Source organism: Halomonas sp. C10-5, assembly GCF_057169305.1.
In genome coordinates, this window is record NZ_CP175665.1 from 2,751,600 (window position 1) to 2,775,090 (window position 23,491).

Here is a 23,491-nt window from a genome sequence, read left to right on the forward strand (position 1 = left end):
TCAGTTGCGGCTGGCCAGGCGCCCGCGAATGTTCGCGAAGGCGTCGATGAAGGCCAGCAGCAGCACGATCAGAATCATGGGCCAGGTGGTGATCAGCAGCAGGTAGAAGGCGACCAGCCACAGCCCGTTCATCCCTTTCAGTCCGATAAATCCATGCACCAGGGCGATGCCGGCGACCAGCAGCGGAACCCACAACAGCATGCCAAGGCCCGGAAGCCCCAGCACGGCGCCGATTGCCCCGAGCACCACCAGCACGGCGAGCTCACGCGGCGCCAGGCGCAGGGCGTGGAACTCCTCGCGGAAGCCCCCGGGGTTGTAGAGTCCCGCCTGCCAGCTGCGCGCCAGGGCCAGACAGGCCACGGCGGCAATCAGCACGATAAGGCCGGTGACTCCGCCGATCAGCAATCCCGCCAGCTGCTCGGTATCGAGTCCCTGGCTGCCCAGCTCGGTGAGCAGGCGCTCCACCTCGGGAGAGGCCTGTCGCAGCTGGTCGAGCATCTCCCCGGTGCCCCCGGGGGGCAGGAAGATACCCAGCTGGATCATCACCGCGCCGGCCAGGGCGCCGACGATCAGCGCCTCGCTCCAGCGCAGGCGGGAACGCAGCACCACCGCCATCAGAGTCACCAGCAGCACGCTGGAGAGCGGGATGACATCCCCCTGCATCCACCACCAGCCCGAAGGCACGGCGGCGGCCACGATCACCGGCAGTGCCGGGGAGAGCCCCCGACGCAGGGTGACCAGGGCCGCGATGGCGGCCCCCAGCCAGAACAGCCAGGGAATCAGGGTGGCCACGGCGGCCCCGCCGGAGGCGTAGGGCGTACCGCGCATCACCCAGCGGGCGATCGTCAGCATCTTGCCGCCGGCTTACTGGTGGCTATCGGAGTAGGGGAGCAGTGCCAGGTAGCGCGAGCGCTTGACGGCGGTCGCCAGCTGGCGCTGGTAGCGGGCCTTGGTACCGGTGATGCGGCTGGGAACGATCTTGCCGGTCTCGGTGATGTAGGCCTTGAGGGTGTCCAGATCCTTGTAATCGATCTGCTTCACGCCCTCGGCGGTGAAACGGCAGAACTTGCGGCGACGGAAAAAGCGTGCCATGTGAAGACTCCTTCAGACGTGCGATGGGGGTGATCAGGCGGACTCGGCGCGGGGCTTCTCGTCGCGGGGCTTGTCTTCGCGACGGGCACGCTTCTCCTCCACCGGCTTCATCATCGGCGAGGCCTCGGTGATGGCTTCGTTGCAGCGCACCACCAGGCTGCGGATGATGGCATCGTTGAAGCGGAAGATGTTCTCGATCTCGTCGAGGGTCTCGCCGCTGCACTCGACGTTCATCAGCACGTAGTGAGCCTTGTGGATCTTGTTGATCGGGTAGGCCAGGTGACGACGGCCCCAATCCTCCAGGCGATGCACGGTGCCGCCGTTCTCGGTGACGAGGCTGGTGTAGCGCTCGACCATGGCCGGAACCTGCTCGCTCTGGTCCGGATGGACCATGAACACGATTTCGTAATGACGCATGGGATCTCCTTGCGGTTTGGCAGCTTCCTCGGGAGGTCTCGGCGCTCCGGGGAAGCAAGGAGGTGATAGAAGAAACACGAATGCCCGCTCGATGGACGAACGGGCGCAAGCATTCTAAAGAATGGCCGCCGGACTAGCAAGGCGCGTTTCCTCGACCATGGCCTCGAGGGGGCGCGGCAGCACCGGACAGATATTTGACATAATAATCAAATATCCATATTTTGATAACGCATAGTTATGGACCACCCCGCTTTCCCCGTGGCCGACACGCCACATCCGCACTGATTCCGGGCGCACCATGCCGCCTCTCCGCCGCTGTCGCCGGCCTGCATGGGCCCTGCCTCGGAATCGGCGCCATGACGCCATCAGCAAGCACTCCGCCCCGTCACTACGACAGGCGCACCCCATCCCGGGGACGGATCACCGCCCCGGGACCGAATCGCGGACCAGGCGTCCTGCCCCCTGACGGGCACCGGGCATCCATGCTTTCTGCCATCTCGATGCTCGACCCGGACGCCGCTGTCGGCGGCGCCGTGGCGAGCCTCTCTCACGGAGCCATTCATGACAAAACGTGTTGCCATCATCGGTGCCGGCCCCAGCGGCCTGGCGCAACTGCGCGCCTTCCAGTCAGCCTTCGAGAAGGGGGCCGACCCCGTCGAACTGGTCTGCTTCGAGAAGCAGAGCGACTGGGGCGGCCAGTGGAACTACACCTGGCGCACCGGCCTCGATGCCAATGGCGAACCCGTCCACAGCAGCATGTACCGCTACCTGTGGTCCAACGGCCCCAAGGAGTGCCTGGAGTTCGCCGACTACAGCTTCGAGGAGCACTTCGGCAAGCCGATCGCCTCCTATCCGCCGCGTGCCGTGCTGTGGGACTACATCAAGGGGCGCGTCGAGAAGTCAGGCGTACGCGAGTACATCCGCTTCAACTGCCCCGTCCGTCATGTGGAATACCGGGAGAACGACGGGACCTTCCTGATCACCGTGCATGACCATGAGCGCGACGTGGTCGAGAGCGAGATCTTCGACCATGTGGTGGTGGCCTCGGGCCACTTCTCCACGCCTAACGTGCCCGAGTTCGAGGGCTTCGAGGCCTTCAACGGCCGCATCCTGCATGCCCACGATTTCCGGGACGCCCTGGAGTTCCAGGGCAAGAACCTGCTGCTGGTGGGCAGCAGCTACTCCGCCGAGGATATCGGCTCGCAGTGCTACAAGTATGGCGCGCGCAGCATCACCACCAGCTACCGCACCCGTCCCATGGGCTTCGACTTGCCCGAGAACTGGGAGGAGAAGCCCCTGCTGCAGCGGGTCGACGGCAACACCGCCTACTTCGCCGACGGCACCAGCAAGCAGGTGGATGCCATCATCCTGTGCACCGGCTACCTGCACCACTTCCCCTTCCTGCCGGACGCCCTGCGTCTGCAGACCAACAACCGCCTGTGGCCGCTGGGGCTCTACCGCGGGGTCGTCTGGGAGGACAACCCCGGGCTCTTCTACCTGGGCATGCAGGATCAGTGGTACACCTTCAACATGTTCGACGCCCAGGCCTGGTATGTCCGCGACATCATCCTGGGGCGTATCGCCCTCCCCGACCGCGAGACCATGCAGGCCGACAGCCAGGCCTGGCGCGAGCGCGAGGAGGCGCTGGAAGATGATGAGCAGATGATCCGTTTCCAGGGCGACTATGTCGCCAGCCTGATCGATGCCACCGACTATCCGAGCTTCGACATCGAGGGGGTCAACCGGACCTTCCTCGAGTGGGAGCAGCACAAGCACACGGACATCATGACCTTCCGTGACAAGTCCTACTCCTCGCTGATGACCGGCACCCAGGCGCCGGCCCACCATACCCGCTGGCTGGATGCCATGGATGATTCACTGGAGGCCTTCCTCGACGCCCCTGCCAGACGCCCGGCCGCTACCCCCGAGGAAGCCGACAGCTGATCGTTCGCGCCGCGTAGAGACGACAACGCCTGCCATACGGCAGGCGTTGTCGTTCCAGCCCCCGGGCTTCAGGTCCCGGGCGTCGCCCGCCCCCGCTGGCGTACCGCCTCGAAGAGGCTGATGCCGGTGGCCACCGAGACGTTGAGGCTGGAGACGGTGCCGGCCATGGGCAGCTTGACCAGCTGGTCGCAGGCCTCGCGGGTCAGGCGGCGCATGCCCTTGCCCTCGGCCCCCATCACCAGCGCCGTGGGCCCGGTGAGGTCGACCTCGAAGATCAGCGACTCGGCCTTACCGGCGGTGCCGGTGACCCAGATGCCGAGCGACTTGAGCCTGGCCAGGGCCCGGGAGAGGTTGGTGACCTGATAGACCGGCACGCTCTCGGCGGCACCGCAGGCGACCTTGCGCACCATGGCGTTGAGCGGCGCGGCCTTGTCCTTAGCCACGATCACCCCATGCACCCCGGCGGCATCGGCACTGCGCAGGCAGGCGCCGAAGTTGTGCACGTCGGTGATACCGTCGAGCACCAGCAGCAGCGGGGGCGTCGCATGGGGCCACGCTTCCAGGCGGAACCACAGCGCATTCTCGGCCTCGAACGCCAGCGGCGTGGTGAAGGCCACGACGCCCTGGTGGGCGGCCCCCTGGGCCAGGCGATCGAGCTCGTCACGCGGACGCGACTGGATGCGGGCGCCGCCGCGGCGGGCAACCTCCACCAGCTCGGCCAGGCGCGCCCCCGCACTGCCCTCCTGCACCCACAGTTCGCGAGGCGTCTCGCCGCGTTCGATCAAGGCACGCACGGCGTGGACGCCGAATACCGCCTCCAGGCCACCGGGCGCGGCGGGCTTGCCGGCGGCAGGCCGGTGGGATCGCTTGTGCTTCATGGTTATCGCTTCATCGAGGGTCACACGGCGGGCCCGATGGCCCGCCACAGGATTCAGCGCCGCGAACGGCGCCGACGGTTGCCGCTGCGCTTGCGGCCATCGCCCTTGTCGGACTTGTCTCCCTTGGCGGCGGATGCCTCGGCCTTGGGCGGCTTGCCACCGGCGCTGGCGCGCCCCTTGGCGGGCGCATCATCCACCGCACGGCGCCGGCGCGGCGCACGCTGGGGGCGCGGCTTGTCGTCGGCCAGGGCGAAGTCGATCTTGCGATCGTCCAGGTCGACCCGGGCCACCTGCACCGTGACGCCGTCGCCGAGGCGGTAGCTCATGCCACTGCGCTCGCCCTTGAGGCGGTGCTTCTCCGGCTCGTAGTGGTAGTAATCGGAGGGCAGCGAGGTGACGTGGACCAGCCCCTCGACATAGACCTCGTCGAGCCGCACGAAGATGCCGAACTGGGTCACCGAGGCGATGGTGCCGTCGTAGACCTCGCCGAGCTTGTCGGACATGAACTCGCACTTGAGCCAGTCTTCGACGTCGCGGGTGGCATCGTCGGCACGGCGCTCGGTCATCGAGCAGTGCTCGCCGAGCTCGAGCATCTGCTCGAAGGTATAGGGCGCCCACTTGCTGGGTGGCTCCACCGCCGCCCCGTCGGCACGCAGTACCGTATTGGTCTGGCGCGGCCCGCGGATCACCGAGCGGATGGCGCGATGCACCAGCAGGTCCGGGTAGCGCCGGATCGGCGAGGTGAAGTGGGCATAGGCCGGATAGGCCAGGCCGAAGTGGCCATCGTTCTGGGGCGAGTAGACCGCCCGGCTCATGGAGCGCAGCATCACCGTCTGGATGACATCGCTGTCGGGGCGCCCCTTGATGGCCTCGGCCAGGTCACGATAGTCCTGGGGACTCGGGTCGTCGCCGCCGGCCAGCGACAGGCCCAGTTCGTTGAGGAACAGGCGCAGCTTGTCGAGGCGCTCCGGTGATGGCTTCTCGTGGATGCGGTAGAGGGCCGGCAGGTCATGCTTGTCGAGGAAGCGCGCAGTGGCCACGTTGGCCGCCAGCATGCACTCCTCGATGATCTTGTGGGCATCGTTGCGGGAGCGCGGCACGATCTTCTCGATCTTGCGCTCGTCGTTGAAGACAATAGCCGTCTCGGTGGTCTCGAAGTCAATGGCGCCCCGCTCCACCCGGGCCTCGCGCAGCAGCCGGTAGAGAGCGTGCAGGTTCTTCAGCGACGGCACCAGTTCGCTGTACTCCTCGCGCAGGGCCTCTCCCTCCTGGCCCTCGTCGTCGAGGATCGCCGCCACCTTATTGTAGGTGAGGCGCGCATGGGACTGGAACACCGCCTCGTAGAAGCGGTAGCGGCTGATGGCACCGCTCTGGGAGATATTCATCTCGCAGACCAGGGCCAGGCGATCGACGGCCGGGTTGAGCGAGCAGAGCCCGTTGGAGAGCAGCTCCGGCAGCATCGGCACCACCTGTCCCGGGAAGTAGACAGAGTTGCCGCGGCGGATCGCCTCCTGGTCCAGGGCGCTGCCCGGTCTCACATAGTGGGAGACGTCGGCGATGGCCACCAGCAGCTTCCAGCTCCCGGACTTGGTCTTCCAGGCGCAGACGGCGTCATCGAAGTCCTTGGCGCTCTCGTCGTCGATGGTCACCAGCGGCACGTCGCGCAGGTCGATGCGCCGATGCGTGTCCTCCTCGGCCACCTCGGCGGACATGCCGGCGATCTGGTCGTGGACCTCCGGCGGGAATTCGGCGGGGATCTCGTAGCTGCGGATGGCGATATCGATCTCCATCCCGGGATCCATGCGCTCGCCCAGCACCTCGATCACCTCGCCCACCGGCTGCACCCGGGTCTCGGGCTGCTTGACGATGTGCGCCGAGACCACCTGGCCATCCTTCGCCCCCCCGCAGGCACTGTGGGGAATGATGATCTCCTGGGTAATGCGGGCATTCTCGGGGATCAGCACACCGAACTCGGGGGTGTTCTGGCGATAGACGCCGACGATGGTCTGGGTGTTACGCGCCAGCACCTCGGCGATGGTGGCCTCGTCGCGGCCGCGGCGGTCGCGACCGCTGACCCGTGCCAGCACGTGATCGCCGTGGAAGACACGGCGCATCTGCCGCGGCGGCAGTACCAGATCGGGCTTCTTGCCGTCGTCACGCAGCAGGAAGCCGAAGCCGTCGCGGTGACCCAGCACCTTACCCTTGATCAGGTCGAGCTTGTCGATCAGCGCGTAGGCACCGGCACGGTTGCGCAGCACCTGGCCATCACGCTCCATGGCCGCCAGCCGGCGACGCACAGCCTCCTGCAGCTCCTCATCCTCGAGGCCAAGCTGCTGGCTCATCCTCTCGTGGGTGATCGGCTTGCCGACCTCTTCCAGACGGGCCAGCAGGTACTCGCGGCTGGGGGCGGGCTTGTCATACTTGTGGGCTTCGCGTTCCGCGTGCGGATCGTCGCTGAGCGTCCAGTGGGTCATGCGCGGTGCATCCTTGGCAGGGTCGGGGACGACATGGGTAAGGAGGCGCTCGAGCGCCGCGGGAACGAGATGTTGCTTGGGGATTCATTGATCATGGCCGCAGTATAGCGCCGCGGGCGCGGCCACCCAACCTTGGCGGGCCGCTCGAGGCTGGAAAAAATCACCTCGCGGCCATCCTGCCCCTTGCAAAGCCGGCGAATTCGGGTACCATACGCGTCGCCTGCCCAGATGGCGGAATTGGTAGACGCGCTAGCTTCAGGTGCTAGTGTCCTTACGGACGTGGAGGTTCAAGTCCTCTTCTGGGCACCATCGCTCTTTTACAGTACGACTCGCTCGTGTTCGCCCAGGTGGCGGAATTGGTAGACGCGCTAGCTTCAGGTGCTAGTGTCCTTACGGACGTGGAGGTTCAAGTCCTCTCCTGGGCACCACTCCTTCGGAGAAGCGGACACGACGAGATGCATGATGCGCCCAGGTGGCGGAATTGGTAGACGCGCTAGCTTCAGGTGCTAGTATCCTTACGGATGTGGAGGTTCAAGTCCTCTCCTGGGCACCATTTTTTCAGCGTCATGCAGGCTGGATCAGACGATACACACAAGAAACCGCGACATGGATCGCGGTTTTTTTGTGCCTGCTCGATAGGCCCTACTCGAAGCGCCCGGGGCGCTTCGCGACCTCCTCCAGCGCCCAGCCATGGGTACTCACCCGCCCCTCCAGCGCCTCGGCGGCCGCTGCCGGCAGGTTGGGAAAGAAGTCGAGCCCGGTGCGTACCTCCAGCTCGTCGATGCTCACCAGAAAGTCATCCAGCGGCTCGTCGCCGCGCACGCCCTGAGGCATCAGGAAGGCCAGCGCTCGGGGGCTCTCGGCGGGCACCACGATGATCTTGTAGAAAGCCTCGGGAACCTCCACGAAGCCGACCCGGTTGAAGACATTGTCGAGGAAGCGCTCGGGGAATACCGGCCCGGTTATCACCTGCACGGTGCCGAAGCGAGGCACGAAGTGGTCCATCACCACCTCTTCCAGGCGCTGCCACAGCCGCCGATTGAGATCGGGACGCTGAGGCGTCATGTTGCTCATGTAGAAGGTGTCGAGCTGGGCATCACGACCATGCACCGCGGCGATGGCGTAATTGGGCGCCAGGTGGCCGCGGTCGAAGCCACTGCCGGCGTAGTGGTCGGTACCGATGGGCCACAGGGTGCGCCAATCCTGGCGGAACCCGGGGCGCGGCCCGGATCGGGGATCCTCCACCGCCTGGAGTCGATAGCTGACCCACAGCGGATTGACCCGCACATCGGACCAGCCCACCAAGAACCCCTCGTTGCGCAGCACACGGTGGAAGCTGGAGGGCGACACCTGCTGCCACTCGGGCACGCCCATCCACACCAGGGAATCACGCAGTTCGCGGGCCTGGAAATGCCACAGGCCGGTGCTCACGGCCACGAACAGCAGGCTGACGGCGAGGCGCCGCAGCGGTCGGCCACGGCGCAACAGGGGGGAACGTCGGCGACTCATCCGTGAATGGCTTTCCGATGGAAGGACGGGGAACTACATAGAGAAGGCGGACGACAGGCCGCCGCTACACCGCTGGCGGCGAGCCGCGACTCAGGCTACCAGCCCAGCGAGAACATGGTCTCGAGGTCGTGGCGGGAGTGCACCTGCATGGCATTCAGGGTCTCGGTCTCGCGGATGCCCTCCACCGCATTCAGACGCCCGGTGACCAGCTCCGCCAGACTCTCGAAGTCGCGCGTACGGGCGATGGCCACTAGGTCATAGCGGCCGCAGGTGGAGTAGACCTCGCTGATTCCCTCCACGTCGGCCAGGCGCTCGGCCACCGACTTGACCTGTCCCTTCTCGGCATTGATCAGGATCACGGCATTCTGCATCGGGCTCTCTCCAGCTTGCGCCCCGAGGGCGGAGTGGGCGACGGGCCGCCGTCGACGGCGGCCCCGGGGTCTGGCATCGAGTATACCAGTGCCGGGGGCCGGGAAGAATCGCGAGTGGCCCGACACCTCGCGTGACTGCGACAAGCCGTCGCAGCCACGTGTTCGCATGTGCCAGGCGCCTTGACTACCATGAGCTGACGAACTCCTCCGGCAGCCGACTGTCGGAGTTCGAGAGGTGGGACACCACCCGAGGATAGCGGGCAGACGCCCGACCGTGACTGGCAACGAGACAATAAGGAGATTCCATGGCTAACCACAGCCGTCGTGATTTCATGCGTAACAGCCTGCTGGGCATGGCCGCCCTGCCGCTGGGTGCGGGCATCTTGTCAAAGAGCGCCTTCGCTCAGGACCTGCCGCCGCTGGACCCCTCAGCCGAGCAGGCCCAGGCCCTCAACTACGTCAAGGATGCCACCGAGGCCGCCGACCACCCGGCCTACGCGGAAGGCGAGCAGTGCAACAACTGCATGTTCTTCCAAGCCGACACCAATGGCTGCCAGCTGTTCCCCCAGAACAGTGTCGAGCCGGCGGGCTGGTGCCAGTCCTGGACCGCCCAGGGCTGATGCCCGGGCGGCACCGACCGCCAACTGGCATATGCGAGGACCCGCGCCACGGCGCGGGTCCTGTTTTTTACGGCCTGCCCGGGCCCCGAGGGACTGCCCCCCGGCACCCGAAGCGACGCTTCAGGCTCGTTCGGCGCCCTCCTCGTCCGGCAGCGGCCACTGGTAGCGCCGCACCACATGTTCATCCTGGACCGACTCCAGGCGCACCGGGAAGCCCCACAGCTGATGCAGGTGGCGAATCACCGGGTAGACGCTGCGCGCCAGGGGACGGCGGTCATCCTGGACATGCCGCAGGGTCAGCGAACGGTCGCCGCGGATGTCTGCCGAATAGACCTGGATATTGGGCTCGCGCACCGCGAGCGCGTACTGGGCGGCCAGCGCCTCCCGGATGCGTCGATACCCGCGCTCGTCGTGGATCGCCGTCACCTCCAGCATCTCCTCCTGGTCATCATCGACCAGCATGAAGAGCTTGAGATCACGGATCACCCGGGGCGACAGGAACTGCTGGATGAAGGACTCGTCCTTGAAGTTCTTCATGGCGAACTCTAGGGTCTCGCGCCAGTCGCTGCCGGCGGTATCCGGGAACCACTGGCGATCCTCCTCGGTGGGCGCCTCACAGAGGCGCTTGAGGTCGCTGAAGATGGCGAAACCCAACGCATAGGGATTGATGCCGTTGTACCAGGGGCTGTCGAAGGCGGGCTGCTGGACCACCGCCGTGTGGGACTGCAGGAACTCCAGCATCAGCCCCTCATCCACCGCGCCCTCATCAAAGAGTCGGTTCATCAGAGTGTAGTGCCAGAAGGTCGCCCAACCCTCGTTCATCACCTGGGTCTGGCGCTGGGGATAGAAGTATTGCGCCAGCTTGCGCACGATGCGCACCACCTCGCGCTGCCACGGCGCCAGCAGCGGGGCATTCTTCTCGATGAAGTAGAGCAGGTTCTCCTGGGGCTCCGACGGGTAGCGGCCGCCGGCGTGCAGGCCTAGTGGATCCTCCGCGTCCTGCTCGCTGCCAAATGCCTCCGGCGAGCGATGCTCGGGAATGGTGCGCCACAGGGTATTGACCTGGGCCTGCAGGAGTTGCTCGCGCTCCTTCTGGCGCCGCACCTCCTCCTCGGCGGAGATCGGCGAGGGGCGCTTGTAGCGATCGACACCATAATTCTGCAGGGCATGGCAGGCGTCGAGCAGCTGCTCAACCGCGGCGACGCCGTGGCGCTCCTCGCATTCGGCGATATATTTCCGGGCGAACACCAGGTAGTCGATGATCGAGCTGGCGTCCGTCCAGGTGCGAAACAGGTAGTTGCCCTTGAAGAAGGAGTTGTGGCCGTAGCAGGCGTGGGCCATGACCAGCACCTGCATCATCAGGGTGTTCTCCTCCATCAGGTAGGCGATGCAGGGGTCGGAGTTGATCACCAGCTCATAGGCCAGGCCCATCTGGCCACGACGGTAGGCCTGCTCCACGGCCAGGAACTGCTTGCCGAATGACCAGTGGTGATAGCCCACCGGCATGCCCACGCTGGCGTAGGCGTCCATCATCTGCTCGGAGGTGATCACCTCGATCTGGTTGGGATAGGTATCCAGGCGATACTCGTCGGCCAGGCGGGCAATCTCCCGCTCGAACTCGGCGAGTATCTCGAAGTTCCAGTCGGACCCCGTGGCGATGGGCTTGCGTCGGGTCATCTTGCCTCCTCGGCCGCTGACCGGCCCTCAGCTGCCGGCGACACGGCGCTTGAACAGCTCGCGGAATACCGGGTAGATATCTCCCGCCTCGACGATCTGGCGCATGGCGAAGCGGGCCGGGAACTCGGCGGCCACGCTCTCGTACTCCTCCCACAGCGCCTGATGGGCATGGGGCGTGATCTCCACGTAGGTAAAGTACTGCAGCCGCGGCATGAGCTTGCTGACCAGCAGGTCGCGGCAGGCCACCGAATCGTCGTCCCAGTTGTCGCCGTCCGAGGCCTGGGCCACGTAGAGGTTCCACTGCCCCGGCGGGTAGCGCTCGGCAATGATCTCGTCGACCAGCGTCAGGGCGCTGGAGACGATGGTGCCGCCGGTCTCCCGGGAGTAGAAGAACTCCTCCTCGTCGACCTCCCGGGCGGCGGTGTGGTGGCGCACGAAGACCAGCTCGACCTTCTCGTAGTTGCGCTCGAGGAAGAGGTAGAGCAGCAGGAAGAAGCGCTTGGCGATATCCTTGTGGGCCTGGGTCATGGAGCCGGAGACGTCCATCACGCAGAACATCACCGCCTTGCTGGAGGGCTGCGGCTGGTTGACCAGGTGGTTGTAGCGCAGGTCGTAGGTATCGATGAAGGGCACCGCCTCGAGGCGCTTCTCGAGACGTTCCACCTCGGCCCTGAGCTCAGCGATGCGCGCCGGGTTGCGCAGTACGGGGTCCTTGCGCTCCTCGACCTCCAGCGCCTCGCGGGCCTCGCGCAGGGCACGTCGAATCGGCGCGCGCATGGCGATGCGTCGGGCGTGGGCCTCGCGCATGGAGCGCACGATATTGATCCTTGCCGGCACTCCCTGCTTGGAGACCCCTGCGCGTACCGGACGCACCTCGTCGAGATCGACCAGGTTCTTGCGCTCCAGATGCGGCAGCTCCAGGCCGTCGAAGACGAAGTCGAGGAACTCCTCACGGGAGAGGGTGAAAGCAAACTCGTCGACCCCCTCGCCCTGGTTGGAGGCGCCCCCCTCCCCCGAGCCGTCACCGCCGCCCCCGCCGCCGGGACGTCGCAGGCGGTCACCCTCGACGAACTCCTTGTTGCCCGGGGCAACGATGCGCCGCTTGCCCCCGGGGCCATGCTGGAACACCGGTTCCGAGATGTCCCGGGCGGGAATCGAGACCTTCTCGCCGCGCTCCATGTCGGTGATCGAGCGGCGATTGACCGCCTCCTCCACCGACCGCTTGATATGGGTGCGATAACGGTCGAGGAAGCGTTGTCGGTTGACCGCGCTCTTGTGCTTGGCGTTGGCCCGTCGATCGATGAAATAGCTCATGCGGACCTCCTCGCACTACTGCGACTTGCGCACCCGCAGGTACCATTCGGAGAGCAGGCGCACCTGTTTCTCGGTGTAGCCACGTTCCACCATGCGCGCCACGAAGTCCTCGTGCTTCTTCTGGTCGGAACTGGAGGCCTTGGCGTTGAAGGAGATCACCGGCAGCAGCTCCTCGGTGTTGGCGAACATCTTGTGCTCGATCACCCCGCGCAGCTTCTCGTAGGACTGCCAGCTGGGGTTCATGCCATTGTTCTGGGCACGTGCCCGCAGCACGAAGTTGACCACCTCGTGGCGGAAGTCCTTGGGGTTGGAGATGCCCGCCGGCTTCTCGATCTTCTCCAGCTCCTCATTGATGGCCTGGCGGTCGAGGAACTCGCCGGTCTCGGGGTCTCGGTACTCCTGGTCCTGGATCCAGAAGTCGGCGTAGGTGACATAGCGGTCGAAGATGTTCTGGCCGTACTCGGAGTAGGACTCGAGGTAGGCCGTCTGGATCTCCTTACCGATGAAATCCACATAGCGCGGCGCCAGGAACTCCTTGATGAAGCGCAGGTAGCGCTCGAAGATCTCGCGGGGCAGCTGCTCCTGCTCCAGGCGCTGCTCCAGCACGTAGAGCAGGTGCACCGGGTTGGCCGCCACCTCGTGGCTGTCGAAGTTGAACACCTTGGAGAGGATCTTGAAGGCGAAGCGGGTGGAGAGCCCGTCCATGCCCTCGTCGACCCCCGCTGCATCACGGTACTCCTGGATCGACTTGGCCTTGGGATCGGTGTCCTTGAGGTTCTCGCCGTCGTAGACCCGCATCTTGGAGTAGATGCTCGAGTTCTCCGGCTCCTTGAGCCGCGAGAGCACCGAGAACTGCGCCAGCATGCGCAGGGTGTCTGGCGCACAGGGTGCCTCGGCCAGCGACGAGTGCTCGAGCAGTTTCTCGTAGATCTTCACCTCCTCGGAGACGCGCAGGCAGTAAGGCACCTTGACGATGTAGACCCGGTCCAGGAAGGCCTCGTTGTTGCGGTTGTTGCGGAAGGTCTGCCACTCACTCTCGTTGGAGTGGGCCAGCACGACGCCCTCGAAGGGGATAGCCCCCATGCCTTCGGTGGGGTTGTAGTTGCCCTCCTGGGTGGCGGTGAGCAGCGGATGCAGCACCTTGATCGGCGCCTTGAACATCTCGACGAACTCCATCAGCCCCTGGTTGGCCCGACACAGGCCACCGGAGAAGCTGTAGGCGTCGGGGTCATCCTGGGAGTAGAGCTCGAGCTGGCGGATATCCACCTTGCCCACCAGCGAGGAGATATCCTGGTTGTTCTCGTCGCCGGGCTCGGTCTTGGAGATGGCGACCTGGTTGAGCCGCGAGGGATAGAGACGCACCACCCGAAACTGGCTGATGTCGCCGCCATACTCCTTGAGCCGCTTGGCCGCCCAGGGGGACATCACGCTCTTCAGGTAGCGGCGCGGAATGCCGTACTCCTTCTCCAGCAGCTCGCCATCCTCCTCCGGCGAGAACAGCCCCAGCGGCGACTCGTAGACCGGCGAATCCTTGATAGCATAGAAGGGCACGCGCTCCATCAGCAACTTGAGCCGCTCGGCGAGCGATGACTTGCCGCCACCCACCGGCCCCAGCAGGTAGAGGATCTGCTTGCGCTCCTCCAACCCCTGGGCGGCATGGCGGAAATAGGCAACGATCTGCTCGATCGACTCCTCCATGCCGTAGAACTCGGCAAACGCCGGGTAACGACGGATCACCTTGTTGGAGAAGATGCGTGACAGCCGTGGGTCCTTGGCCGTGTCGATGACCTCCGGCTCGCCGATCGCCTGGAGCATACGCTCGGCGGCCGAGGCATAGGCCATCGGCTCGCCGCGGCACAGCTCCAGATACTCCTGTAGGCTCATCTCCTCCTGCTGGACGCGGGCGAAACGGTTCTGCACATGGTCGAAGATGCTCATCGATGCCTCCTTAAGCCCGATGGCTCGGCGCCGGCATGCGGGCGCGCGAGAACAGGGTCACCTTCAGCGTAGGTCAGCGCGGCACACTATCGGCAGACTTCCAGTCAACGCTTGGGCTTAATTCCTATGAGCCCGCCACGGACTCATGGTTCGACATCACCGCGCCAAGGCCATTCAACGCAGCGGGCCCGCCATCACGATGACGGCAGGCCCGCAGCACAACGACCGGAAGAGCTCAGAGCATGGCGGCCACCCGGGTACCCTGTTCGATGGCACGCTTGGCATCGAGCTCACCGGGCTCGCTTGCGCCACCGACCAGATGCACCGCCACACCGGCCTCGCGCAGTGGCTCATAGAGCTCGCGCACCGACTCCTGGCCGGCACAGACCACCACCGTATCGACCTCCAGCAGGCGTGGCTGATCGGCGTGACGGATATGCAGGCCGGCATCATCGATATGCCGGTATTCACAACCGGCAAGGGTCTCCACCCCGCGCTGCTTGAGCGAGGCGCGATGCACCCAGCCGGTGGTCTTGCCGAGCCCGCGACCGGGCTTGCTGGTCTTGCGCTGCAGCAGGAAGACCCGACGCGGCACCTCCGGGGGACGCGGCGCCATGAGCCCTCCGGGTGTGGAGACGGCAAGATCCACGCCCCACTCCTCGCACCAGGCCTCGGCATCCAGCGACGGCTGGCCGACCTGGGTCAGCAGCTCGGCCACGTCGAAGCCGATGCCTCCCGCCCCGATGATCGCCACCCGCGGCCCCACCCGTTCGGGATGCTGGATCGCCTCGGGATAGCCCATCACCTTGGGGTGATCGGCACCGGCCAGCTCGAGCCGGCGCGGACGCACGCCGCTGGCCAGCACCACCGCATCGAAGTCGGCCAGCGTCGCCACCTCCGCGGTGTGCCTGAGGCGCACCTCGACGCCGTGCTTGTCCAGCATCACCCGGAAGTAGCGCAGGGTCTCGGCGAACTCCTCCTTGCCGGGAATCTGGCGAGCATAGTGGAACTGGCCCCCGAGTTCGCCATCCCGTTCGAAGAGGGTGACCGCGTGACCGCGCTCGGCTGCGGTCAACGCGGCGGCCAGGCCCGCCGGCCCGCCGCCCACCACGGCGATGCGGCGCGGCGCCGCCACCGGCTCGATGACCAGCTCGGTCTCGTGACCGGCTCGCGGGTTGACCAGACAGGAGGTGAGCTTGCCGGCGAAGGTGTGGTCGAGGCAGGCCTGGTTGCAGGCGATACAGGTATTGATCTCGTCACTGCGTCCCGCCGCGGCCTTGCTGACCCAGGCCGGATCGGCGAGGAAGGGCCGCGCCATGCTGACCATGTCGGCATGCCCTTCGGCCAGCACCCGCTCGGCGACCTCGGGCATGTTGATGCGGTTGGTGGTGATCAGCGGCAGGGAGACCGCCCCCTTCAGTCGCCGGGTCACCTCGGTAAAGGCCGCCCGGGGCACGCTGGTGACAATGGTGGGAATGCGTGCCTCGTGCCAGCCGATCCCGGTGTTGAGCGCATCCGCTCCGGCCGCCTCGATCGCCCTGGCCAGGGCCACCACCTCATCATGGGTGCTGCCCTCCTCCACCAGATCGATCATCGACAGCCGGAAGATCACCAGGAAGCCATCGCCCACCGCCTCGCGGATGCGCCGTACGATCTCCAGCGGGAAGCGGATACGCTGCTCGAACTCCCCGCCCCAGGCGTCATCGCGCTGGTTGGTGCGCCGACAGATGAACTGGTTGATCAGGTACCCCTCGGAACCCATCACCTCCACACCATCGTAGCCGGCCCGTTTCGCCAGCTCGGCGCAGCGTACGTAATCGTCGACCTGGCGCGCCACCTCCTCGCTCGTCAGCGCCCGGGGGGCAAAGGGGTTGATGGGCGCCTGGATCGCCGAGGGTGCCACCGGCTCCGGAGTATAGGCATAGCGCCCTGCGTGCAGTATCTGCATGCAGATCCGGCCACCCTCTCCGTGCACCGCCTCTATCACCCGGCGGTGATCGTCCAGTTGCTCCTCGCGTTCCAGGGTCGCCGCCCCCTGGAAGACGGCGCCTTCGGGGTTCGGCGCGATGCCACCGGTGACGATCAGCCCGACGCCCTCCCGGACGCGTTCGGCGTAGAAGGCCGCCAGGCGCGCGAAGCCACCCGGCACCTCCTCCAGGTTGGTGTGCATGGAGCCCATCAGGATCCGATTGGGCAGGGTCAGATGACCAAGCTCGAGGGGGCGAAACAGGTGGGGATAGGCGGTCATGGCGGCGCTCCGGGCAGTGTCGGGGAAGTTGTTATCGGACCGAATTCAAACAACTGTATGACAGCTGACGCAGGCGTGCAAAACCGTGGGGCACGGACGAGGCCAGCGCCAGCATCGTGGTGAGAGACTCAGGAGGACAGCAAGGGCAGACAGGTCGGTCAGGGGAGGCGGAAAAATGCCATGACCAGAGATGAAGGGCGCACACACGAAGAAGCCCCGAGCAAGGCTCGGGGCTTCGGGAATTCGTGGCGACGTTGGCGGACCGGACGGGACTCGAACCCGCGACCTCCGGCGTGACAGGCCGGCATTCTAACCAACTGAACTACCGGTCCGCGTGGTGGGTGATACCGGATTCGAACCAGTGACCCCCAGCATGTGAGGCTGGTGCTCTAACCAACTGAGCTAATCACCCACGCAATCGCACAAGTTACTGCACTTTCTCAAGCAAGCTGCCAGGCCTAGATGGCGGACCGGACGGGACTCGAACCCGCGACCTCCGGCGTGACAGGCCGGCATTCTAACCAACTGAACTACCGGTCCGCAACAGGGCTGACTGATCGGAAACACGTTGGCGGACCGGACGGGACTCGAACCCGCGACCTCCGGCGTGACAGGCCGGCATTCTAACCAACTGAACTACCGGTCCGCTGCGTGCTACCTACGTGATTCGGGACTGCCGAGGCAGTGGTGGGTGGTACAGGGTTCGAACCTGTGACCCCCAGCTTGTAAGGCTGGTGCTCTCCCAGCTGAGCTAACCACCCCCGGTCACGTGGCGCTGCATTCTACAGGGGCGGCTTTCAAAGTCAACGCTTTTTGTCACCCGGCGTCGACACGGCATTCGCCAGCGGATTCATTCACTTGGCTGTGAATGGCCGCTGGCGTGCGCGGTGATGCAGGCAAGGATGGCGACAACTCCCTCATCGATCAGCTGGACCTGGCTCCTGCCGCTGGCGCGCCGCGGCTTCCAGTCGTGGTCGCCATCTTCCAGCCAGTGCAGTCGCGCGCTCCCGGGGAGCGCATAGCCAGCCACCTCCTCACGGGTGCCGAAGGGGTCGCGCGTGCCCTGCACCACCAGTGTGGGACAGGTCAGCTGAGGCCAGTGATCCAGGCGCAGGCGCTCGGGCTTGCCGGGGGGATGGAAGGGGTAGCCGCACAGCACCAGGCCAGGGGCGCCGCCGCGGGCAGCGAACAGGCTGGCCACCCGTCCGCCCATCGACTTGCCACCCAGCCATAGAGGCGGGAGCTCGGGGTGCGTCAGAAGGTCGCACCAGGCCGCCATCTCTTCCACCAGTCGCTCCACCCTGGGCGGCGGACGCCGGCGCCCTTCGCGGCGCATCTTCTGAAGATAGGCGAACTCGATGGCCAGGGTCTGCACACCGCCTTCGGCCAGGCCGGCACGCAGCCGTTGCAGGAACGTGGAATCCTGGCCCGCGCCCGCACCGTGGGCGATCAGCAGTCGCCCGACGGATGCCTCGCCGCTCACCTCGAGGGGGCCATCGGGCAACTGCCAGTGCCCAAGCTCGCCCCTCAACAGGCGCTCGCGACACTCGTGCGGGGTAATCGACTCATAATCCGGGCCGGTATAATGCGACAAGTGATCTCCTTGCGAGTTCTGCAATTACGCCGATAGGCGTGTTCAGGATATCGTCTGGCTGGGGTAGAATCCTCGCCGAATTGACTCGCATCATCCTCAGGGAGGCCGCGTCCGTGACAAACTGACGCAGCTTTATCTCCTACCGCGTTCGATGGGAACCCGACATGAGCACAGCATTTGAACACCCGACCTACAACTACAAGGTAGTTCGGCAGTTCGCGATCATGACCGTGGTCTGGGGCATCGTGGGCATGACACTCGGTGTCATCCTCGCCGCCCAGCTGGTCTGGCCGCAACTGAACCTCGATCTGCCCTGGACCAGCTTCGGCCGCCTGCGCCCGCTGCACACCAACGCCGTCATCTTCGCCTTCGGCGGCTCGGCGCTGATCGCCACCTCCTATTACGTGGTGCAGCGGACCTGCCAGGTACGGCTGTTCTCCGACCGGCTCGCCGCCTTCACCTTCTGGGGATATCAGGCGGTCATCCTTCTGGCGGTCATCACGCTCCCCCTGGGCTACACCACCACCAAGGAGTACGCCGAGCTCGAGTGGCCGATCAACATCCTGCTGGCCGTGGTCTGGATCGCCTATGCCATCGTCTTCCTGATGACCGTGAAGCGCCGCAAGGTATCGCATATCTATGTGGCCAACTGGTTCTATGCCGCCTTCATCCTCACCATCGCGGTGCTGCATATCGTCAACAACGCGGCGCTTCCGGTCACCGCCTGGTACTCCACCTCCATCTACGCCGGCGCCATCGACGCCATGGTGCAGTGGTGGTACGGCCATAACGCGGTGGGCTTCTTCCTGACCGCCGGCTTCCTGGGCATGATGTACTACTTCGTGCCCAAGCAGGCCGAGCGCCCGGTCTACTCCTACCGCCTGTCCATCGTCCACTTCTGGGCGCTGATCATGGTCTACATGTGGGCCGGCCCGCACCACCTGCACTACACCGCACTGCCCAACTGGACCCAGTCGCTGGGCATGGTGCTGTCGATCATCCTGCTGGCTCCCTCCTGGGGCGGCATGATCAACGGCATGATGACCCTCTCCGGTGCCTGGCATAAGCTGCGTACCGACCCGACCCTGCGCTTCCTGGTGGTGGCCCTCTCCTTCTACGGCATGTCCACCTTCGAGGGCCCGATGATGGCGGTGAAGACCGTCAACGCCCTCTCCCACTACACCGACTGGACCATCGGTCACGTCCACGCCGGCGCCTTGGGCTGGGTAGCGATGATCACCATCGGCTCCATGTATCACCTGATCCCGCGCCTGTTCGGCCGCACCGAGATGCACTCCGTCAACCTGATCGCCGTGCACTTCTGGCTGGCCACCATCGGCACCGTGCTCTACATCGCCGCCATGTGGGTCAACGGCATCCTCCAGGGTCTGATGTGGCGCGCCATCAACCCCGACGGCACCCTGATGTACACCTTCGTCGAGGCCGTGGAGGCCAGTGGCCCGGGCTACATCGTGCGCCTGATCGGCGGCCTGTGCTGGGTCACCGGCATGCTGATCATGGCCTACAACGTCACCATGACCGTCAAGCGCGGTGAGGGTGCTCGCCAGCCGCTTCCGCAGACCGCCTGAGCCTACAGGGAACGAGACTTCCAATGAGACACGAGATCGTCGAAAAGAATGTCGGGCTGCTCGCCGTGCTGATCCTGGTGGTGATCAGTTTCGGCGGCCTGGCCGAGGTGGTGCCGCTGTTCTTCCAGAAACAGACCACGGAGCCGGTGGAGGGCCTCGAGCCCCTCTCGGCCCTGGAGCTGGAAGGCCGCGACATCTATCGCCGCGAGGGCTGCGTGGGCTGCCATTCGCAGATGGTGCGCCCGTTCCGGGCCGAGACCGAGCGCTACGGCCCCTACACCGTGGCCGGAGAGACCGTCTACGACCACAACTTCCTGTGGGGCTCCAAGCGCACCGGGCCGGACCTGGCCCGCGTCGGCGGCCGCTACAGCGATGACTGGCACCGCGCCCACATGTACAACCCGCGCGACGTGGTGCCCGAATCGGTGATGCCGGCCTACCCGTGGCTGTTCGAGAACACCCTCGACGGCGAGGATACCCCGAAGAAGATGCGTGCCCTGCGTGCCCTTGGCGTGCCCTACACCGACGAGCAGATCGATAACGCCACCAGCGAGGTTCGCGGCGAGCAGGAGATCACTGCCCTGATCGCCTACCTGCAGCAGCTGGGCACCGTCCTGAAGAGCAACTGAGCATGGATAGCGGCACCGTAAGCGGCATCGTCACCGGCGTACTGATCGTGGCCTTCATCGGCATCGCCGCCTGGGCCTACTCGAAGCGGCGCAAGCCTGACTTCGACGAGGCGGCCAACCTGCCCTTCGCCGACGATGACGAACAACCGAACCGTGACACGAGCGCCTCGCCGAACGGGGCCGATTCCCGCAAGCACAAGGGAGACAGGAACACATGAACAATCTCTGGGGTGACTCCCTTTCCGGGTTCTGGAGCGCCTGGATCATCGTCATCACGCTGGGCTCCATCGGAATTGCCTTCTGGCTGCTCTACGCCAACCGCAAGACCGACAAGACCCCTGATGCCGAGGGCAACGTGGATACCACCGGCCACGCCGCCGATGGCATCGAGGAGTACGACAACCCGCTGCCGCGCTGGTGGTTCCAGCTCTACGTGGGCACCGTGATCTTCGCGCTGGGCTACCTGGTGCTCTACCCGGGCCTCGGCAACTTCGCCGGCGTGCTGGGCTGGAGCCAGGAGGAGCAGTGGGAGAAGGAAGTGGCGCGCGCCGAGGAGCGCTTCACGCCGATCTTCGCCCAGTATGAGGAGGTCCCGATCCCCGAGCTGGCCCAGGACGGCGAGGCGATGCAGGTCGCCGAGCGGATCTTCCTCAACAACTGTGCGGTGTGTCACGGCTCGGGCGCCCAGGGCGGCTACGGCTTCCCCGACCTGACCGACGACGAGTGGCTCTACGGTGGCGAGCCGGAGCAGATCCTGGCGACCCTCAACAACGGCCGCAACGGTCTGATGCCCTCCTGGCAGCAGCTCGGCGAGGAGAACATCGAGAACGTCACCCAGCACGTGCTGTCACTGTCTGGCCAGGAGCATGAAGCCGAGCGTGCCGAGAGCGGTGCGGCGACCTTCGCCTCGGTGTGTGCGGCCTGCCACATGCCCGACGGCACCGGCAATCAGGCACTCGGTGCGCCCAACCTGACCAACGATATCTGGCTCTACCAGCAGCCCGGCCAGAGCGTCGCGGACTCCGTGCGCCAGACCCTGCGCAACGGCCGTAACGGCCACATGCCGGCCCAGGCCGCTTATATCGGCGAGGAGCGCGTCCACCTGGTGGCCGCCTACGTCTACAGCCTGCGCGACCAGGACTGAGGCGACCTGCCATCGGGTGCAGAAAGGGTGCGGCTCCAGGTCGCACCCTTTCTCGTTTGTGCAGCGCATCGATACAATGGATCCCACCTTCCTGACGCGAGCCCGCCATGAGCAACAAGATTCCGACCCACGATGTCACCCCGGATCCCGTGGAGCGTCATACCCCACAGGAAGCCGTCACCCAGGAGATGTACGCGAGCCGCCGCCACATCTATGTGCGCGAGATCAAGGGGCTCTTCCAGCGCCTGCGCCGGGCCTCCAACTGGGTGCTGATGCTGGCCTTCTTCATCCTGCCCTGGGTCCCCTGGGGTGATCGCCCGGCGATCTGGTTCAACCTCCCCGGCCGCGAGTTCCATATCTTCTCGGCCACCTTCTACCCCCAGGAGTTCATGCTGCTCTCCTGGCTGCTGATCATCTGCGCCTTCGGCCTGTTCTTCATCACCGTGTTCGCCGGCCGCGTCTGGTGTGGCTACACCTGTCCGCAGAGCGTCTGGACCTTCCTGTTCATCTGGGTGGAACATCGCCTGGAAGGATCGCGCAACCGGCGCATCAAGCTCGACAAGCAGCCCATGAATGCCGACAAGCTGTGGCGCAAGGGGGCCAAGCACCTCATCTGGCTGGCCATTGCCCTGGCCACCGGCATCACCTTCGTGGGCTACTTCACCCCCATCCAGGAGCTCGTGGTGGAACTGCCGACCCTCGAGGCCCATGGCTGGTCCTACTTCTGGGTCGGTTTCTTCCTGGTCTTCACCTACCTCAACGCCGGCTGGCTGCGCGAACAGGTGTGCATCTACATGTGCCCATACGCCCGCTTCCAGTCGGTGATGTTCGACCGCGACACCCTGATCGTCTCCTACGATGAGGCCCGTGGCGAACCGCGCGGCGCACGCAGGAAGACCCTCTCCCACGCCGAGGCCCGCGCCGCCGGCCACGGCGACTGCATCGACTGCGACCTCTGCGTGCAGGTCTGCCCCACCGGCATCGACATCCGCGACGGCCTGCAGTACGAGTGCATCACCTGTGCCGCATGCATCGACGCCTGCGACAGCGTGATGGACAGGATGGGCTACCCCCGCGGGCTGATCCGCTACACCACCGAGAACGCCCTGGAGGGCAAGCCGACCCATATCCTGCGTCCGCGTCTGATGGGCTACCTCGCCGCCCTGCTGGTGATGATCGGCCTCTTCGTCTGGGCGGTGGGGGACCGCACCCCGCTCTCCTTCGATGTCGAGCGCGACCGCAACCGGCTGTTCCAGACCACTGCCGACGGGAGCATCAGCAACAGCTATGCCATCACGGTGCGCAACATGGACGCCGAGGCCCACGTGTATCGCCTGGAGGCCTCCGGCCTACCGGGGCTGACGCTGGACACCGACAGCATCCGGGTCCCGGCCAGCGACTCCCGCCAGCGGGTAATCACCATCACCGCGCCGGGGGATGCCATCGAGCAGCCGAGCCACGCCATTACCCTGCGGCTGACCGCCGAACAGTCACCCGACATCAGCCTGGAGCGCGAGGCGCGTTTCCTCGGCGACCTGCGGAGATAAGATGAGCGAAGATATCAAGCCCTGGTACAAACAGTTCTGGCCCTGGTTCCTGATCGGGCTACTGCTGTCGTCCATCACCTTCAGCCTGGTCTATCTAACGCTCTCGATCCGCTACTACGATGGCTCGGTGGGCGGCGATTACTACAAGCGTGGCCTGGCCATCAACGAGCAGCTGGCCAAGCAGGAGCACGCCCAGGAGCTGGGACTCAAGGCCCGCCTGCGGGTCGACAACCGCACCGGCGATGTGGTGGTGGACCTGGAGGGGCCGCGCCAGCCTGATCGACTGCACCTGGCGTTGATCTTCCCCACCGACAGCGACTTCGACCGCGAACTCACCCTCGAGCACGTACGCGAGGGTCGCTACGTCACCACCCTGGACGAGCCGCTGCGCCACCGCTGGTACCTGCAGCTGCAGCCCGAGGCCGGGGAAGGGGCCGAATGGCGACTGACCGGCGAGGGGAGCTTCCCCAGCGACGACGAGGCCGCCCTGGAACCGGGCCTCTAGC

Annotated in this window: 21 protein-coding genes and 8 tRNA genes; 11 read left to right on the top strand and 18 right to left on the bottom strand. The window is 65.6% G+C overall.

Features of this window, described 5'->3' with window-relative positions:
* From ACJ7IV_RS12830 to ACJ7IV_RS12845, 4 genes are all read right to left on the bottom strand, one after another.
* A complete protein-coding gene (locus ACJ7IV_RS12830) occupies nt 1–852 on the bottom strand; it encodes a hypothetical protein (protein WP_483864731.1) in 852 nt (283 codons plus the stop codon).
* 12 nt (nt 853–864) lie between these two features.
* The gene (gene rpsR / locus ACJ7IV_RS12835; protein WP_027960188.1) at nt 865–1,092 is read right to left on the bottom strand and encodes a 30S ribosomal protein S18; all 228 of its coding nucleotides are present in this window, start codon (nt 1,090–1,092) and stop codon (nt 865–867) included.
* Nucleotides 1,093–1,125: 33 nt separating this feature from the next.
* Nucleotides 1,126–1,509, bottom strand: a complete 384-nt coding sequence (gene rpsF / locus ACJ7IV_RS12840; protein ID WP_483864732.1) for a 30S ribosomal protein S6 — start codon at nt 1,507–1,509, stop codon at nt 1,126–1,128.
* A gap of 114 nt (nt 1,510–1,623) precedes the next feature.
* Nucleotides 1,624–1,809, bottom strand: coding sequence for a hypothetical protein (locus ACJ7IV_RS12845; protein WP_483864733.1), 186 nt, complete (start codon nt 1,807–1,809; stop codon nt 1,624–1,626).
* 261 nt (nt 1,810–2,070) lie between these two features.
* Here ACJ7IV_RS12845 and ACJ7IV_RS12850 point away from each other — a divergent pair, with 261 nt between their 5' ends.
* Complete coding sequence (locus ACJ7IV_RS12850; RefSeq protein WP_483864734.1) at nt 2,071–3,453, top strand: NAD(P)-binding domain-containing protein; 1,383 nt, start codon at nt 2,071–2,073, stop codon at nt 3,451–3,453.
* 68 nt (nt 3,454–3,521) lie between these two features.
* On the opposite strand, the gene rlmB is transcribed toward ACJ7IV_RS12850, so the two are convergent.
* Complete coding sequence (gene rlmB, locus ACJ7IV_RS12855) at nt 3,522–4,331, bottom strand: 23S rRNA (guanosine(2251)-2'-O)-methyltransferase RlmB (protein ID WP_483864735.1); 810 nt, start codon at nt 4,329–4,331, stop codon at nt 3,522–3,524.
* A gap of 53 nt (nt 4,332–4,384) precedes the next feature.
* Nucleotides 4,385–6,805 (bottom strand): ribonuclease R, encoded by a 2,421-nt coding sequence (gene rnr, locus ACJ7IV_RS12860; protein WP_483864736.1) that lies wholly within the window; start codon nt 6,803–6,805, stop codon nt 4,385–4,387.
* Nucleotides 6,806–7,027: 222 nt separating this feature from the next.
* Here rnr and ACJ7IV_RS12865 point away from each other — a divergent pair.
* The 3 genes from ACJ7IV_RS12865 (at nt 7,028) to ACJ7IV_RS12875 (ending at nt 7,358) form a co-directional block, all read left to right on the top strand.
* Nucleotides 7,028–7,114, top strand: a tRNA-Leu gene (locus tag ACJ7IV_RS12865).
* Nucleotides 7,115–7,146: 32 nt separating this feature from the next.
* Nucleotides 7,147–7,233: transfer RNA gene (locus tag ACJ7IV_RS12870), tRNA-Leu, on the top strand.
* A gap of 38 nt (nt 7,234–7,271) precedes the next feature.
* A tRNA-Leu gene (locus ACJ7IV_RS12875) sits at nt 7,272–7,358 on the top strand.
* 89 nt (nt 7,359–7,447) lie between these two features.
* Here the strand turns inward: ACJ7IV_RS12875 and ACJ7IV_RS12880 are convergent.
* Together ACJ7IV_RS12880 and ACJ7IV_RS12885 are read right to left on the bottom strand one after the other, a co-directional pair.
* On the bottom strand, nt 7,448–8,314 hold the full coding sequence (locus tag ACJ7IV_RS12880) for a DNA/RNA non-specific endonuclease (protein ID WP_483864737.1): 867 nt from the start codon (nt 8,312–8,314) through the stop codon (nt 7,448–7,450).
* Nucleotides 8,315–8,409: 95 nt separating this feature from the next.
* A complete protein-coding gene (locus ACJ7IV_RS12885) occupies nt 8,410–8,685 on the bottom strand; it encodes an Lrp/AsnC family transcriptional regulator (RefSeq protein ID WP_213311440.1) in 276 nt (91 codons plus the stop codon).
* Between the two features lie 305 nt (nt 8,686–8,990).
* Between ACJ7IV_RS12885 and ACJ7IV_RS12890 the strand changes: the two genes are divergently transcribed.
* On the top strand, nt 8,991–9,305 hold the full coding sequence (locus ACJ7IV_RS12890; RefSeq protein ID WP_483864738.1) for a high-potential iron-sulfur protein: 315 nt from the start codon (nt 8,991–8,993) through the stop codon (nt 9,303–9,305).
* Nucleotides 9,306–9,425: 120 nt separating this feature from the next.
* Here ACJ7IV_RS12890 and ACJ7IV_RS12895 read toward each other — a convergent pair whose 3' ends face one another.
* From ACJ7IV_RS12895 to ACJ7IV_RS12940, 10 genes are all read right to left on the bottom strand, one after another.
* Complete coding sequence (locus ACJ7IV_RS12895) at nt 9,426–10,982, bottom strand: SpoVR family protein (RefSeq protein WP_483864739.1); 1,557 nt, start codon at nt 10,980–10,982, stop codon at nt 9,426–9,428.
* 27 nt (nt 10,983–11,009) lie between these two features.
* On the bottom strand, nt 11,010–12,296 hold the full coding sequence (locus tag ACJ7IV_RS12900; protein WP_483864740.1) for a YeaH/YhbH family protein: 1,287 nt from the start codon (nt 12,294–12,296) through the stop codon (nt 11,010–11,012).
* Between the two features lie 15 nt (nt 12,297–12,311).
* A complete protein-coding gene (locus ACJ7IV_RS12905; protein WP_483864741.1) occupies nt 12,312–14,234 on the bottom strand; it encodes a PrkA family serine protein kinase in 1,923 nt (640 codons plus the stop codon).
* A gap of 235 nt (nt 14,235–14,469) precedes the next feature.
* A complete protein-coding gene (locus ACJ7IV_RS12910; protein WP_483864742.1) occupies nt 14,470–16,482 on the bottom strand; it encodes an FAD-dependent oxidoreductase in 2,013 nt (670 codons plus the stop codon).
* Nucleotides 16,483–16,737: 255 nt separating this feature from the next.
* Nucleotides 16,738–16,814: transfer RNA gene (locus ACJ7IV_RS12915), tRNA-Asp, on the bottom strand.
* 3 nt (nt 16,815–16,817) lie between these two features.
* Nucleotides 16,818–16,894 (bottom strand) — tRNA-Val (locus tag ACJ7IV_RS12920).
* Nucleotides 16,895–16,945: 51 nt separating this feature from the next.
* Nucleotides 16,946–17,022, bottom strand: a tRNA-Asp gene (locus tag ACJ7IV_RS12925).
* Nucleotides 17,023–17,051: 29 nt separating this feature from the next.
* Nucleotides 17,052–17,128 (bottom strand) — tRNA-Asp (locus ACJ7IV_RS12930).
* A 39-nt stretch (nt 17,129–17,167) separates the two neighbouring features.
* A tRNA-Val gene (locus ACJ7IV_RS12935) sits at nt 17,168–17,243 on the bottom strand.
* A gap of 89 nt (nt 17,244–17,332) precedes the next feature.
* Entirely contained in the window at nt 17,333–18,076 is a 744-nt protein-coding gene (locus ACJ7IV_RS12940; RefSeq protein WP_483864743.1) for an alpha/beta family hydrolase, read from the bottom strand.
* Nucleotides 18,077–18,240: 164 nt separating this feature from the next.
* Here ACJ7IV_RS12940 and ccoN point away from each other — a divergent pair, with 164 nt between their 5' ends.
* The 6 genes from ccoN to ACJ7IV_RS12970 all read left to right on the top strand — a co-directional run bounded on the left by ccoN (nt 18,241) and on the right by ACJ7IV_RS12970 (nt 23,490).
* Entirely contained in the window at nt 18,241–19,665 is a 1,425-nt protein-coding gene (gene ccoN, locus ACJ7IV_RS12945) for a cytochrome-c oxidase, cbb3-type subunit I (protein WP_300273274.1), read from the top strand.
* 23 nt (nt 19,666–19,688) lie between these two features.
* Entirely contained in the window at nt 19,689–20,294 is a 606-nt protein-coding gene (gene ccoO, locus ACJ7IV_RS12950) for a cytochrome-c oxidase, cbb3-type subunit II (protein WP_483864744.1), read from the top strand.
* Between the two features lie 2 nt (nt 20,295–20,296).
* Nucleotides 20,297–20,512: a cbb3-type cytochrome oxidase subunit 3 gene (locus tag ACJ7IV_RS12955; RefSeq protein WP_483864745.1), complete on the top strand. Its 216-nt coding sequence runs from the start codon at nt 20,297–20,299 to the stop codon at nt 20,510–20,512.
* Nucleotides 20,509–21,438, top strand: a complete 930-nt coding sequence (gene ccoP, locus ACJ7IV_RS12960) for a cytochrome-c oxidase, cbb3-type subunit III (protein ID WP_483864746.1) — start codon at nt 20,509–20,511, stop codon at nt 21,436–21,438. The genes ACJ7IV_RS12955 and ccoP overlap by 4 nt, the downstream gene beginning before the upstream one ends.
* Nucleotides 21,439–21,545: 107 nt before the next feature.
* Nucleotides 21,546–22,985 (top strand): cytochrome c oxidase accessory protein CcoG, encoded by a 1,440-nt coding sequence (ccoG, locus tag ACJ7IV_RS12965; protein WP_483864747.1) that lies wholly within the window; start codon nt 21,546–21,548, stop codon nt 22,983–22,985.
* A 1-nt stretch (nt 22,986) separates the two neighbouring features.
* Nucleotides 22,987–23,490: a FixH family protein gene (locus tag ACJ7IV_RS12970; protein WP_232912263.1), complete on the top strand. Its 504-nt coding sequence runs from the start codon at nt 22,987–22,989 to the stop codon at nt 23,488–23,490.
* The last annotated feature ends 1 nt before the right edge of the window (nt 23,491 follow it).